Origin of the sequence: Acinetobacter sp. YH12021 (assembly GCF_013420145.1) — a bacterium.
GTDB classification, from domain to species: Bacteria; Pseudomonadota; Gammaproteobacteria; order Pseudomonadales; family Moraxellaceae; genus Acinetobacter; species Acinetobacter towneri.
Map to the genome: position 1 here is coordinate 101949 of NZ_VOYT01000005.1, position 14036 is coordinate 115984.

Genomic DNA, 14036 nt, shown 5'->3' on the forward strand with positions numbered 1-14036 from the left:
AAATATTTTTAGTTACTACGTTGTAGGGTAATAGTGTCTTCGCCTTGTGGATGCAAGGTTAGACTTGTTCCGGAGATGCTATAAGTTGCATTAACTTTAGCGCTATCCGAAGTGTCATGTAATCCACCGCAACCGTTGGTGTCATATAACACTTCTGTTACGGCAAGTGTATTGGATGTTATTGAATATTTACCATATTCAATTCCTGGGTTATCGCAATCACCTTCGGTGTCTAACAAGAAATAGAATCCTGTGTCAAAGAAAGCAAACAAGTGAGTTTGATTAAATTGCCAAGTGCCAACTAGACCTGATGATTGTTTTACTTTAGTTAAAATATAGGTGCTATTACTTCCTACATCAGTCAGCACTAGATCTGTGCCATTATAACTTAGGCGGTGGTGACCATCATTGTCAGGATGTGAAAGCCCGTAGTCACCGTTTGTATCTATGGAAATTACAGGGTTCAGCGCTGAGGTTAAAGCATTCCAATTTAATTGTCCGATTTCAATACCAGGCTTCCCTGTTTCATCAGCTACATCTGCTTCACCCAGAGCATAACGTCCATCGGGTAAAATATGTAATAAAACAGCAGATGCATTGGTACGTCCAATTTCCCAAGTTCCAGCAATATCTTTATAGAATTGGCTTGCGCTACTTGTGGTAGTACCTTCTGTATTGGGTCTTGTGAGTATAAATGTACCTTCATTTGGTTCGTGGAGTGTAAGTGATGTCGAATTAACCGTGACTGGTAGACCTGAGCTTGAGTTTGCACTATTGTCAGATAAGCCTGCACAGCCATTTGTATCGATCAGGATATTATCTACGAATAACTTTCCATCTTGAACACGATATTTACCATATTCGATACCTGGTCCACCACAAGGCATTTCTCCAACTTCCACTTGATCGTCCCCAACAGCATCAACCATGATATAGGTATTATTATCCGGATTGAAAACAAATAGTTGCTTGCCTGAACTTGAGTTCCAAGCACCTGCAATGCTCGAATTGTTTTGAGGGACTTTAGTAAATGTTGCACTTTCATTAGGGTTTTGAGCTTCAGAAATTTTTAACTGTGTACCATCAAATGATATTTTCATATCACGTGTTTTTCCAGAATCAGTTAAGCCCCAATCTTCATTTGTATCAATTGAAGATTGCGCCCATAAATCTCCAGCAACAGCATTTACCGATAACTCACCGTACTCCATGCCATTCGCACTATCAGATGGTGAGCTAACAATAGGTTCGCCAATCAGGTATTTCCCGTCTGAGGTTACTTGAAGTACGATTTCTGATTCAGCATTTTTTGCGTACCAAACCCCAACGATATCTTTGAGGAGTGTTTTGTTAAAGTTAGCTTGTGCTTCTGTTGCGCTAACTACGACTTTATCTTTAAAAACTTCTATTGTTTGTAGAACAGATTGAAAGCTTGTAATAAATTCTGTTGTTGGTTTAGAGAAGTCAATTGAGTTTGCAGGGAGTTGACTCACTGAGTCAGGGATTTGAATACCATCGTCATGATCACCCTCAGAATCTAAAGATTGTAAAAAAATAAGTAAATTTGTTCGTGTTGTTACATCATCGGCTAACTCCACAGGGGTAATACGATCAGCACCAGTTACTGTGCCAATTTCAATATTTCCGATATGGAAAGTGATTTCATCACCTTCTTGATATTCAAACTCCCCTTGAGCATTTGTACGTTTAGAGACACCATTAATTGTATAAGTTGCACCACTCACAGGCCCATCGGTCAGTACGCCAGTTTTTGTGGTGTTTGATGGTGGGGGAGCAGAACTACCAGAATCATTGTCTGACCCGCCACATGCACTGAGTAAACCTGCTAAGGCTAAGCAAATTAACGTTTTTTTCATCATGATTTCCTTGTCATCTCGTTGTTTATAGACAAAGTATAAAAACATGGCTGAGTCGCTGCATATCCTAAAATGAGGAGGTTAAGGGCTTAAATCTGTGAGAAAAAATGAAGAAAAAACAATATTTTTGTGAAAAAGTATAATTTTTTGATTTTCAGTCACGGAAGATCCACTCGCCTATGTTAATTTGAAGAAAAATATTGCGTGTTTAAGCCCAATCGCCACCAGAAAGTGATCTTGTTCTATGCTGTCTAAATTTTTTATTGAACGTCCTATTTTTGCAGGTGTGCTCGCCATTGTGGTGATGGCACTGGGGATTTTTTCAGTATTAAATTTACCTGTAGAACGCTACCCAGACATTGCACCGCCTCGTATCACCGTCAGCGCAACCTATACAGGTGCTTCGGCTGAAACCGTAGAAGAAAGTGTGACTCAAATTTTAGAACAACAAATCAAAGGTTTGGATCATCTGCTGTATTTCAGTTCTAGCAGTGATTCTTCAGGACGAAGTCGCATCAGCATTAGCTTTGAAAATGGTACCAACCCCGATACCGCACAAGTCCAGGTACAAAATGCGATTAATGGCGCAATTAACCGCTTACCTGAAGATGTGCAACGTCAGGGGGTAAATGTCTTTAAATCATTGGGTGATACCCACATGGTCATTGGGCTGTACGATGCCACAGGCAAAAGCAGCAATATTGCCTTGTCTGACTATATGATGAGTCATTTAGAGCAAGAGTTGGCACGCATTGAAGGTGTGGGTGAGGTCGATGTTTTTGGTGCACAATATGCAATGCGGATTTGGCTGAATCCGTTAAAGTTAAAACAATACGCACTCATGCCAAGTGATGTACGTGCTGCAGTATTGGCACAAAATACCCAAGTCGCAGCAGGCGCAATTGGTGAATTACCCACAGCACAAGAACAATATCTCAATGCCAAAGTCACCTCAGGTTCACGCTTAAAAACGGTAGAAGAATTTGAAAATATTATTTTAAAAGCAGATCAGGCAGGTGGCTTTGTTTATTTAAAAGATGTGGCACGTATAGAACTCGGTGCAGAAAATTATCAAAACTTTAATACCATTAATGGTTTTCCATCGGCAGGGATGGGGATTTCTTTATCGTCTGGTGCCAATGCGTTACAAACTTCAGCCTTAATTCAAAAACAAATTGAGCATTTAAAACAACAATTGCCCGAAGGTTACCAAATTGTCTATCCACGAGATAACACGCCTTTCGTGCAGGAATCAATTAATGAAGTGGTGAAAACTTTAATTGAAGCGGTGATTTTAGTTGTCATCGTGATGTTCTTGTTTTTACAAAACTGGCGCGCGACGCTCATTCCTACCGTAACCGTGCCTGTGGTGATTTTAGGCACTATGGCCGTGTTGCAACTCTTTGGCCTAAGTATTAACACGCTGACCTTATTCGCTTTGGTTTTAGCGATTGGTTTGTTGGTGGATGATGCGATTGTCGTGGTCGAAAACGTCGAGCGTTTAATGCACGAACAGCAGCTCTCGGCTAAACAGGCATCTATCGCATCTATGCAGGAAATTAGCGGTGCTTTGGTCGGCATTACCTTAGTTTTGACCGCAGTATTTATTCCTATGGCATTTTTTGGTGGTTCGACTGGGGTGATTTATCGCCAGTTTTCCATCACCTTAGTCACTGCGATGGTGCTGTCTTTAGGTGTGGCCTTAATTTTAACGCCTGCCTTGTGTGCCTTGATTTTAAAACCCAATTCACAACCAGCCCAATGGGCCATCTGGTTTAATCAAAAACTGGAAAGCTTAAAACAACACTATCTCAAATTATCAGGCTGGACGATTCAGCATAAAGCGGTGTGTCTGGTTATTTTTGCAGGCTTACTGACGGTTTTTGCTTTGTTTTACCGTGCCCTACCTACCAGTTTTATCCCGAATGAAGATCAGGGCATGTTGTCGGTGCAATTTAAATTACAGGAAGGTGCGCCGTTGTCTAAAAGTCGTGAAGTGGGCGAAAGCATACGCGAATACTTTATGCAGCATGAAGCCCACAATGTTGATTTGGTGATGATTCGTTATGGACGTAATTTTTCGGGAACAGGGCAGAATTTAGGTCAGGGTTTTATTGCGCTAAAACATTGGGATGAGCGTCAAGGGCAGCAACATACTGCACAAGCCATTCGTGAACGTGCCATGCAGCATTTTCGACAGCACCCCAATGCACAAATTACCATTGGTATGCCCGCGGCAGTCCGTGGTTTGGGACAAACCGATGGCTTAGAGTTTTGGATGCGAGATGTGAATGGTACAGGACGTGATTTTTTAACCCAGCAATTTCAAAATTTGCAGCAGCAAGCCACTCAATATCAAAGCTTTAAGAATTTAGATCAACGTGCTAATCCGGAAAAAGCAGAGCTAAACGTCACGATTGATCAGAAACAGGCGATGGCAGCAGGTTTAAATCAAACGGCTATTAACAGTACCTTAGCGGCAGCTTGGGGCGGCAGTTATATCAACGATTTTATTGACCGTGGTCGAATTAAACGCGTAATTATGCAGGGTGATGCCGAATTTCGTGGTAAACCTGAAGATTTGAACCAATGGTCGGTACGTAGTCAACAAAATCAAATGGTACCTTTTAGCCAGTTTGCTCAACTCAGTTGGAGCGGTGGGCCAGAAGTCGTCAATCGTTTTATGGGTTATAGCGCTTTGCAAATGGAAGCCGATACTGCCGAAGGATATAGCTCAGGGTAGGCGATGCGTGATTTAGAACAGATGGTGGCACAGCAGCAGGGCATTGACTTGGCATGGAGTGGGTTGTCTTTTGAAGAAAATCAGTCCAGCAATCAGGCTTTGTTACTGTATTTGGTTTCCATCGGGTTTATTTTCTTATGCCTTGCTGCCTTGTATGAAAGTTGGAGTATTCCAACAGCCGTGATGAGTGCCATTCCTTTAGGAATTGGTGGAAATATTATTTTCAGCTATTTGGCAGGTTTCCCGAACGACATTTATTTCCAAATTGCCTTGCTTACCACCATTGGTTTGTCATGTAAAAATGCCATTTTAATTGTGGAGTTTGCTTCGGCTGCGCAGCAACAAGGCAAACAGGTGATTCAAGCCGCTTTAGAAGGTGCAAGCTTACGGCTCAGACCTATTTTAATGACCTCATTGGCATTTGGTGCAGGTATTTTGCCGCTAGTATTTGCCTTTGGTGCAGGTGCAGCAAGCCGTCAGGAAATTGGGGTGAGTGTTTTAGGTGGAGTTATTTTTGGCACAATTTTAGTGCTCGTTTTTATTCCGTTTATGTATGTGCTGGTTCGTTCTATATTTCAAGTGAATCGTTCATCACCCATAAACTAAAGATGTTTTTTATTAGGCACTTAGCAAAATTATAGGCTATGATATGAAACGCTAAAAATCTTGTATAAATCTACAGATTTTCGGGTTTTTAAGGGTTGGTTTGGGCTGAGAAACTTTGCCCATTCTTCATTTTACGTTTTGGAATGATGGAGTGGGTGAGAGCAATGACCAATCTGCACGCTGCACAGTTAGAACAAGCCTTGCAATTGCATCAGTCAAGTACAGTGCGCAGCTTGATCGACAGTATCAACCCTGCCGATTTAGCCGACTTAATGCAGCACTTGAGTCTGAAAGCACAGCTGAGTTTAATTGAACAAATTGACAGTGCTGCCTTGGTGATGGAATTTTTACCACTGCATTCACAACTTCAAATTGCCGAAGCGATTGCACCGCAGCAATTGGTCAAACTGATTTCAGCCATGCATTCAGATGACCGCACCGACTTATTTAAGTTACTTTCTCCGCATTTACAGCGTTTTGTCAGCTTACACATTACGGAAGAAAAACGCGCACAGATTCAGACTTTAGCGCGCTATCCTGAAGAATCTGCGGGCGCGATTATGAGTTCGGATTTCGTGGTGCTCTCGCCAGAACTGAACATGCAGCAAGCCATAGATGAATTGCGCAGAATGACCACAGATCGGGAAACTTTGTACCTGATTTATATTGTCGATGAACTAATGAAACTATTGGGGGTTATTTCTTTAAGGGAAATTATTCAAAACCCGCCTGAACAAAAAATTAAAAATGTGATGTGCACCGATTTGGTCACAGGTTTGGTGACTGAAGATCAGGAAAGTATCGCGCAAAAACTCAGCCATTATGATTTTTTGGCCTTACCGATTGTAGATGATGCACAGCATTTACTGGGGATTGTCACCTATGATGATGCGATGGACGTGGTACAGGCAGAAACTACAGAAGACTTTTTAAAATCCAGTGCGGTAGCGTCTTCACCTGGCATGAGTATAAAAACTGCGCCAATTTTATTTTTATATCGCAAACGTGTGTTTTGGTTGGTGATTTTGGTATTTGGCAGTTTATTGTCTGGAATTGGCATTGCGCATTATGAAGACATTATTGCAGCACATATTGTACTGGTTTTTTTCTTGCCGCTTTTGGTCGGTAGTGGTGGTAATGCGGGTTCTCAGTCTGCGACCTTAATGGTACGGGCACTGGCTACAGGTGATGTGCAATTTAAAGATTGGCTGCATTTACTCGGACGTGAAAGTTTGGTGGCGCTATGTTTGGGTGGAACTATGGCTTTTGCGGTTTCAATTTTAGGCTATTACCGTGGCGATATGATGGTGTCTGTGGTATTGGCACTGAGTATGCTGGGCATTGTGCTGATGGGCTGTTTAATTGGCATGAGTTTGCCTTTTATTTTGCATCGCCTGAAACTAGACCCTGCCAGTGCCTCTGCGCCTTTGGTAACCTCGATTTGTGATGCAACGGGCGTGGTGGTGTACTTATTTATTGCTTCACAGTTGTTACTTTAAACACTGTCGGTGATGATGACTTATTCAAGACCTCATCTTAAACTTTTTGCATTGATCAAAATTCTGTTTATAAAATCATAACAGACCTGAGTAAAAAACTGCTTTATTCTCAAGTAGATTGCATTTACCCAACGATACGTTTTCTATGCCAGAACCTGCATCTTCAAAAAAACTTAGCCAGCAAGAGGTGATTCGCTTAGAGCGCGATTTAGCCAAGTTTGCCAATATGATGGATTCTGTGGTGCGTATTCCATTTACCAAGCAGGGCGTGGGAGCAGATGCCGCATTAGGCACTGTACCTGTCGCGGGGGATGTCGCAGGTTTTGCACTGACCTGTTATGCGATTTATAAAGCCAAACAAATTGGTGTACCACAAACCAAACTCACTCCCGTGATTAAACTTGCTGTGATGGATGCGGTAGTTGGTTTTGTGCCAATTGTCGGCACAGTATTTGATGTATTTATTCGCCCAAGCCGTAAAGCTTTAGATGTAGTGCATACGCATATCCGTGAAGAATATCAGATTCACAGTGAGCATCATGTGGTACATCCTTTTTTACATGAGCGATTGGAACGTAAACAGCAGCAGTCAGCATTTTGGCGTAATTCTGTAGTGGCATGGCTGTGGCTACATTTGCCTGATTTGCTTGGTGTGATTTTTCTTATTTTCTTTATTTGGGCAGCATGGCTCGGTGCAAGTTGGTTGTGGCACTGGTCACAAAGTTTTGCTGTTTAAATGAACCTGTTTAAAGTACAAAACCATCTGGCAGATCTAATTTACAGACATGAAAAAAGCTTCCCTGAGGAAGCTTTTTGGTGTCGCTGTTACAATATCTTGCTAGCAGTATTAAGGTAAATTTAATTGCTGTAAAGCTGCAACACGTTGTTCAATGCTTGGGTGAGTTTGGAATAACGCTGCCAAGCTAAAACCTTCTTCTTTACCTGCAGAAATCGCAAAAGCTTTCATTTCTTTTGGCATTGCATCAGGCATTTCAGATTCTGCTTGTAAGCGTAATAATGCAGAAATCATGGCTTGTTTACCTGCCAAACGTGCACCTGCTTCATCGGCACGGTATTCACGTTGACGCGAGAACCACATCACGATTGAAGAGGCCAAAATACCAAATACGATATCCAGTACAATGGTAATTGCAAAATAAGCCAAGCCTGGTGCTTCGCCATCTTCACGACCAAATACGTTACGGTCAATGAAGTCACCTGCAACACGGGCAAAGAACATGACGAATGCGTTGACCACACCTTGAATCAGTGCCAAGGTCACCATGTCACCATTGGCAACGTGACCAATTTCGTGTGCCAAAACTGCACGTAATTCATCTTTGTTCATACGCTCAAGCAGCCCTGTAGATACAGCCACTAAAGCATCGTTTTTATTCCAACCTGTTGCAAAAGCATTCGATTGGTAAGAAGGGAAAATACCCACTTCTGGCATTTTGATACCAGCACGCTGCGACAATTGCGCAACTTCATTTAATAACCACGCTTCAGCTTGGTTACGAGGGGCATTCGGGTCAATTAATTCAGTCCCAGTTGTTTTTTTCGCCATCCATTTAGACATGAATAGTGAAATTAAAGAGCCAACCATACCAAAGACAAAACAGATGACCAACAGGTTGCCTAGGTTTAAGCCACCCGCGCCATGGTAACTACCGACACCGAAGAGTGACAAAATTATGCCAGCTACAACCAGTACCGCGAGGTTGGTTAGCAAGAACAAACCAATCCGCATCATTGAGTAAATCCTCTTATATTAAAAATGTAATCTGATTTATTAATAAACCATGCCGTAAATATGCGGTGTATGTATTAAAAATTCAAGAAAAATAATAAAACTGTACTAAAAATATTTTGAGCTGATACTGCAATCGGCACTTCATTTGAGCTTGCGGCAACGCAAGCTCAAATGAAGTGCTGTAGCTTTTATTCTGAAATAAAAATACGTGCCGAAGCCGTGGCATTCCCTGTCGCGTAAGAACCTGCAGGTGCATCGGTAAAGCGACCATCGGCAGCCATAATAATTTGACGTTGTGGACGTTTGTTTGCCGCCACTTGATGATTACTGGCAGTGTAATTGTCTGACTGCGCAATCACTTGTGCATTTTGACTCTGAGTATTGCTATTGTTATTTGCCGTAATCGCGTTACTGCCAGAACTTGCACTAACGCCGCTAGCATATAGGTTGCTATAGCGACTGGTCACACGACGTACATAATCCTGTGTTTCACGAAAAGGCGGTACACCGCCGTATTTTGCAACATTGCCTTCGCCTGCGTTATAGCCCGCCAAAGCTAAAGTGGTGTTGCCATTAAAGCGTTTGAGTAACCAAGCCAAGTATTTTGCACCCGCCATAATGTTTTCATGCGGGTCATAAGCGTTGCTGACATTAAAACGTCGTGCTGTCGCAGGCATGAGCTGCATTAGACCTTGTGCACCGACAGGCGAGCGGGCGTTGACATTAAAACCTGATTCGGTATGCATCACTGCTTTAATTAGACCTTCTGAAACACCGTGTTGTTGTGCTGCTTGCTGAATAATGTGGTCAAAGGCGTTTTTATTGCGGCTATAACTTGGCAATACCGACGCTTCGGAATTGCCCCAGTTGCGATAACTGTGAATATTGCTGTCTGGATAATATGTGACTTTTACTTTTGTCAGTGAACGATCTGCACTTTTGCGGTTAGTCAGCAAGGTACTGCCATTGCTGTCCTTATACATATAAATTTGACCTGCGTGCGTTGTCGTTGCCAAAGGCATGATGCTGGCAGTCCCCAAAATATACAGTAAAAAGGCATTAATTTTATTGTTCATGCTGTGAATACACTAAAAGCTGTCCCCAAACAGTTAATAGGAGTTTAACAAAAATCTCACAGATGAAAAGGCTTTGTACAAATTCATTTACAGTAGTGTCGAAAAAAATCAAGCTTAATTGCTGACAGAGTAATCAAAAAAAATATTTATTTTTTTTTAATTGGATCAGCTTGACACACTTAAGTGTATGATTTTAAATTAAAATAAAATCGATCAAAAAGTAATCAATTTAAAGAGAAGCCTTAGAATAACGGCAAGAGGCGTTGTCAAGTTGTTTTAAATCCACAAAGTTATCCACAGCTTTTGTGGAAAACTGTGGAAAAGTCCAAAAGATAAGCATCTTGGCGAAAAAGTGAACCTGAGGGTTCAAACTTGCCACAGAAAAAAACGATCTGCGCAGATAGAAATAAAGTGTGTAAACAGAAATGAACGCGCAGTCAGAAATTAAGTTCTTTGACGAAAAGGAAGATTACGATGAAATTACATTCTTTTGATGCGGGATTGGTCTGAATCGGCTAAAATTGCGCGGTAATTTTTTTCATGGGTTAATCGCGTCTATGTTCTCACCAGTTGAGTCCGATCAAGGCTTTAATTTCAAACCAGAACTTCCAACCAGCTCTGCGTATTATCGTTTGTTGAAAAAGCTGCGTCGTCAAGTCGGGCATGCGATTCGTGACTTCAACATGATTGAAGATGGCGATAAAGTCATGGTGTGTATTTCTGGTGGTAAAGACAGTTATACCTTGTTGGACATTATGTTGCAGTTCAAGCGCATCGCACCCATCAATTTTGATGTGGTGGCTGTGAACTTAGACCAAAAGCAACCAGGCTTCCCTGAAGATGTATTGCCGCGTTATTTAGAAGAAAATAACATCCCATATTACATATTAGAAAAAGACACCTATAGCATCACCAAGCGTTTAACGCCTGAAGGTAAAACTTACTGTGCAGTGTGTTCGCGTTTACGTCGTGGTTCTTTGTATGGCTTTGCGCAGGAAATAGGGGCAACCAAAGTGGCGCTTGGGCATCACCGTGATGATATTTTGGCGACTTTTTTCTTAAACTTGTTCCATGGCGGTAGCTTAAAAGCCATGCCACCGAAGTTGTTGTCATCAGACAAGAAAAATATGCTGATTCGTCCACTGGCTTATGTGGAAGAAAAAGACATCATTAAATATGCAGAAATGCGTAAATTCCCAATTATTCCGTGTAACTTGTGTGGTTCACAGGAAAACTTACAGCGTGCCATTATTAACGACATGTTACGTGAGTGGGATAAAGCACATCCTAAGCGTTTGCACAGTATTTTTGGCGCATTACAGAATGTATCGCCATCGCAGTTGGCAGACCGTGAATTATTCGACTTTGAAGCGTTAGACAGCCAGCGCGTATTTGATTTTGCCGATCAGGCCGAACAAAACGCAGCAGAGCAAAACAAACGCATCAATATGGTCAATTTAGGCTACGCTGCAGACTAAGCGATAACAGCCTGTCAATCCCTTTAAAATGTAATCAACACCAAGCCAGAGCTTGGTGTTTTTTTATGAATTTGATTTATTTGAGAAAGTCGTCATTTCGACTAAAAATACAAAAACTGAACGTCCCGTACAAAATTTCTTAGCCTTTCACGAAAGGTTCATGCTATAACAATCAGCAAGCAAAACAGCTTAATAATGATGGTGTCTGGATAGACAACACACATGCACAAATATATTGAGGAAAAATCATGCCTGCTTTTTTAACTGATGATTGGTTTGCAACTGTAGAAAATCTAACGGCTCAAGCTGGTGATTTAAACCTACCTCCAGCACTTGCAAATCTGGCAATTAACTTAGTGGTGACTGATGCTGCAGGCAACACAGAATTGTCTTTAGATGGCGGTAAAATCCAAAAAGGTTTGGCGGACAACGCAAAAACAACATTAAATATGGATGCGGAAACTTTACGTAAAGTATTCCTAGAGTTTGACATGGCGGCTGCTATGCAAGCCTTTATGACAGGTAAAATCAAAGTACAGGGCGATATGTCACAATTAATGGCATTACAAACTGCAAAACCAAGCCAAGAACAAAAAGACTTATTTAAGAAGATTCTTGAGCAATCTGCTTAATTCAAGCGATTTACGCTGTAGCAGGCGAATTTCCCGCTATAGTACAAAAAAGCCTAGCTGAAGTATCAACTAGGCTTTTTTATGCACTGCAGCTTTAACAGCGCATTATTCATGTTTGAATTGTGGCTGATATACACTGCAACTCAATCACGCGAGGTAAATTTTAGATATTCACCAATTGCGGTGTGGTCTTAATATGCTCAAGGTAGGCGCGAATACGAGTCACATATTGCACTGCTTGACGATAACGACCGTTGCTCGCTTTGTTACGGTCTAAATACGCATATAGGTTAACCCAATTGTTCGGGTTTTTGCCTTGTGAGCGAATACGCTTCTGAATTTGACTGACTGCACCAGGACCCATGTTATAAGCGACTAGGGCATACCAGTTACGATCAGGAAATGGAATATGCTCATAACGGCTGAGCATTTGGTCATAATACTTAGCACCACCCTGAATACTTTGTGCAGGATCGGTACGGTTGCTTACGCCCATCGCTTTGGCTGTATTATTGGTCAGCATCATAATACCGCGCACACCTGTTGGCGAAACCGAGTTGGGTTTGAGGTAAGATTCCTGATAACCAATTGCCGCCAAAAGATGCCAGTCTAAATCGTACTGCGTGGCAGTCTTTTTAAAGTTGGCCTTATATAAAGGTAAACGATTACGCAAATCCCGCTGGATCACATCCCACGATTCTTGTTTGACCACATTACGATTATAAAATGAAGCCAATTGGGTAATTGAGCCGTTTTGCTTGCCACGACAAACAAAGTTGCTTGCGGTTTGGCTAAGAGGATCATCTGCGTGTTTAAACACCCAGTTCAGCTCACTATTTAAACCATTACGCTTTAAAGTATTTAAATCGCCACAACTGGCAGAAAATGCCGTGAGTTGCTGCTTTTCGATGCTTTGGATACTCGACGTGGTCATGGCAAAGTTCGCTTTACCAGAAGACACCCATTTTAAAGCGGTCGCATTGTCGCTTACCGTTTTAAATTCGAGTTTCACATTCATGCTGTCGGCATAGTTACGCACAAGGTCATAACCAAAGCCATGTAAATGTTGTCCATCTTTAAACACTGTGGTTGGATTTTCCACAGACACAACGGTCAATTTGTTCTGATTGACGACGCTGTCAAATTGATGAACGGCTTTGCCTGCGTTAATACTGTGGAATGGGAGAAGAACAGTACTGAAAGCGAGGACTTTGAATGGGAGGCGATTAAAAAATGAGTGAAGGCTAAGCCTAGACCCAGACGTTGAACTACTGTGCATGTTGGCTCCGCTACAAGTAATTTATGCCCTAAAAAGCAAAGGCAACACACCTTAAACTTTTTCAAGTTTGATAAATTCAATAAGGGTTGGGCATTCATGACGTCATTCAAAATGACTTGGGATTAAAGGGAAAATGTGTAAAATTTATACACAGGTTAAAAAGTGATCAAAACTAAAAGATGTGCGAATAATAAAGATGAAAATTTTGGATGTCAAATTTTGTACATAAATTTTTTGAAAAATGTAACATAAGATATTCATTTCATTGAGAAATAAATTTTATAAATTTTTATTGTGTATAAAAATGCAATAAAATATAGGATTGATGTTAACCAAATGTAAAAAACCGGCTGCAAAAACACCATGAAATCTAACTTAATTACACGTTCTGGACACGATAAACTCGTGGCTGAGTTACAGCATTTGTGGCATGAAGAACGCCCTGAAATCACCAAAAAAGTAAACTAGGCGGCAAGCCTCGGCGATCGCTCTGAAAACGCAGATTACCAATATAACAAACAGCTTTTGCGTAAAATTGACCGTCGGGTACGTTATTTGGGCAAGCGTTTAGAAGAGCTGCGTATTGTCGATTTTGCACCAGAACAAGAGGGTAAAGTATATTTTGGCGCATGGGTCGAAATTGAAAATGAACAAGGCGAGCAAAAGACCTTGAGAATTGTGGGCGTGGATGAAATTTATGATCATCACCCACAACATATTTCGATTGATTCACCTATGGCTCGAGCTTTGTTGTCTAAACAGGTAGATGATGAGGTGGAAGTGCAGACGCCGTTGGGCAAAAAGAGTTGGTTTATTAATTCGATACGCTATGAAAAGCCTGAAATTGCAGAAAATGACTGATTTTTGATTTTATTTTGAACATTTGGATCATAATTTTTAGAAACTATTTGCCAAGCTGAATTTTTCTTTATATGATAGCCGCCATTGGAAGCGTGGCAGAGCGGTTTAATGCACCGGTCTTGAAAACCGACGAGGGTGTGAGTCCTCCGTGAGTTCGAATCTCACCGCTTCCGCCAAATTTAAAAAGACCCTTGATTTTCAAGGGTCTTTTTTTTGAGCTAAAGTTTTCTAG

The 14036-nt window shown here is 41.4% G+C and carries 8 protein-coding genes, 1 tRNA gene and 2 pseudogenes; 7 read left to right on the forward strand and 4 right to left on the reverse strand.

Annotated elements, in window-relative coordinates:
• Positions 1-8: 8 nt before the first annotated feature.
• A complete protein-coding gene (locus FTT91_RS14750; RefSeq protein WP_257229579.1) occupies positions 9-1877 on the reverse strand; it encodes a hypothetical protein in 1869 nt (622 codons plus the stop codon).
• Between the two features lie 244 nt (positions 1878-2121).
• Here FTT91_RS14750 and FTT91_RS06585 point away from each other — a divergent pair.
• From FTT91_RS06585 to FTT91_RS06595, 3 genes and pseudogenes are all read left to right on the forward strand, one after another.
• Positions 2122-5226 (forward strand): annotated as a pseudogene (locus tag FTT91_RS06585) (multidrug efflux RND transporter permease subunit).
• 164 nt (positions 5227-5390) lie between these two features.
• Positions 5391-6725: a magnesium transporter gene (mgtE, locus tag FTT91_RS06590; protein ID WP_180169169.1), complete on the forward strand. Its 1335-nt coding sequence runs from the start codon at positions 5391-5393 to the stop codon at positions 6723-6725.
• Between the two features lie 145 nt (positions 6726-6870).
• Entirely contained in the window at positions 6871-7461 is a 591-nt protein-coding gene (locus FTT91_RS06595; RefSeq protein WP_180169170.1) for a DUF4112 domain-containing protein, read from the forward strand.
• 111 nt (positions 7462-7572) lie between these two features.
• On the opposite strand, the gene htpX is transcribed toward FTT91_RS06595, so the two are convergent.
• Complete coding sequence (htpX, locus tag FTT91_RS06600; RefSeq protein WP_004972117.1) at positions 7573-8478, reverse strand: protease HtpX; 906 nt, start codon at positions 8476-8478, stop codon at positions 7573-7575.
• A gap of 188 nt (positions 8479-8666) precedes the next feature.
• Positions 8667-9554, reverse strand: a complete 888-nt coding sequence (locus tag FTT91_RS06605) for a lytic transglycosylase domain-containing protein (RefSeq protein ID WP_004972115.1) — start codon at positions 9552-9554, stop codon at positions 8667-8669.
• A 557-nt stretch (positions 9555-10111) separates the two neighbouring features.
• Here FTT91_RS06605 and ttcA point away from each other — a divergent pair.
• Together ttcA and FTT91_RS06615 are read left to right on the forward strand one after the other, a co-directional pair.
• The gene (ttcA, locus tag FTT91_RS06610; RefSeq protein ID WP_104853169.1) at positions 10112-11032 is read left to right on the forward strand and encodes a tRNA 2-thiocytidine(32) synthetase TtcA; all 921 of its coding nucleotides are present in this window, start codon (positions 10112-10114) and stop codon (positions 11030-11032) included.
• A 248-nt stretch (positions 11033-11280) separates the two neighbouring features.
• A complete protein-coding gene (locus FTT91_RS06615) occupies positions 11281-11664 on the forward strand; it encodes an SCP2 sterol-binding domain-containing protein (RefSeq protein WP_004972111.1) in 384 nt (127 codons plus the stop codon).
• A gap of 163 nt (positions 11665-11827) precedes the next feature.
• Here FTT91_RS06615 and FTT91_RS06620 read toward each other — a convergent pair whose 3' ends face one another.
• Positions 11828-12943: a transglycosylase SLT domain-containing protein gene (locus FTT91_RS06620; protein WP_004972108.1), complete on the reverse strand. Its 1116-nt coding sequence runs from the start codon at positions 12941-12943 to the stop codon at positions 11828-11830.
• Positions 12944-13306: 363 nt separating this feature from the next.
• Here FTT91_RS06620 and greB point away from each other — a divergent pair.
• Both greB and FTT91_RS06630 read left to right on the forward strand, forming a co-directional pair.
• A pseudogene (gene greB / locus FTT91_RS06625) lies at positions 13307-13804 on the forward strand (transcription elongation factor GreB).
• An 86-nt stretch (positions 13805-13890) separates the two neighbouring features.
• Positions 13891-13980 (forward strand) — tRNA-Ser (locus FTT91_RS06630).
• Positions 13981-14036 lie beyond the last annotated feature (56 nt).

Excerpts from the sequence above, each read along its gene's own strand:
- FTT91_RS06620 (WP_004972108.1), bottom strand. The coding sequence starts at position 12,943 with ATGCACAGTAGTTCAACGTCTGGGTCTAGGCTTAGCCTTCACTCATTT.
- FTT91_RS06605 (WP_004972115.1), bottom strand. The coding sequence starts at position 9,554 with ATGAACAATAAAATTAATGCCTTTTTACTGTATATTTTGGGGACTGCC.
- htpX (WP_004972117.1), bottom strand. The coding sequence starts at position 8,478 with ATGATGCGGATTGGTTTGTTCTTGCTAACCAACCTCGCGGTACTGGTT.
- FTT91_RS06615 (WP_004972111.1), top strand. The coding sequence starts at position 11,281 with ATGCCTGCTTTTTTAACTGATGATTGGTTTGCAACTGTAGAAAATCTA.
- ttcA (WP_104853169.1), top strand. The coding sequence starts at position 10,112 with ATGTTCTCACCAGTTGAGTCCGATCAAGGCTTTAATTTCAAACCAGAA.
- FTT91_RS06595 (WP_180169170.1), top strand. The coding sequence starts at position 6,871 with ATGCCAGAACCTGCATCTTCAAAAAAACTTAGCCAGCAAGAGGTGATT.
- FTT91_RS14750 (WP_257229579.1), bottom strand. The coding sequence starts at position 1,877 with ATGAAAAAAACGTTAATTTGCTTAGCCTTAGCAGGTTTACTCAGTGCA.
- mgtE (WP_180169169.1), top strand. The coding sequence starts at position 5,391 with ATGACCAATCTGCACGCTGCACAGTTAGAACAAGCCTTGCAATTGCAT.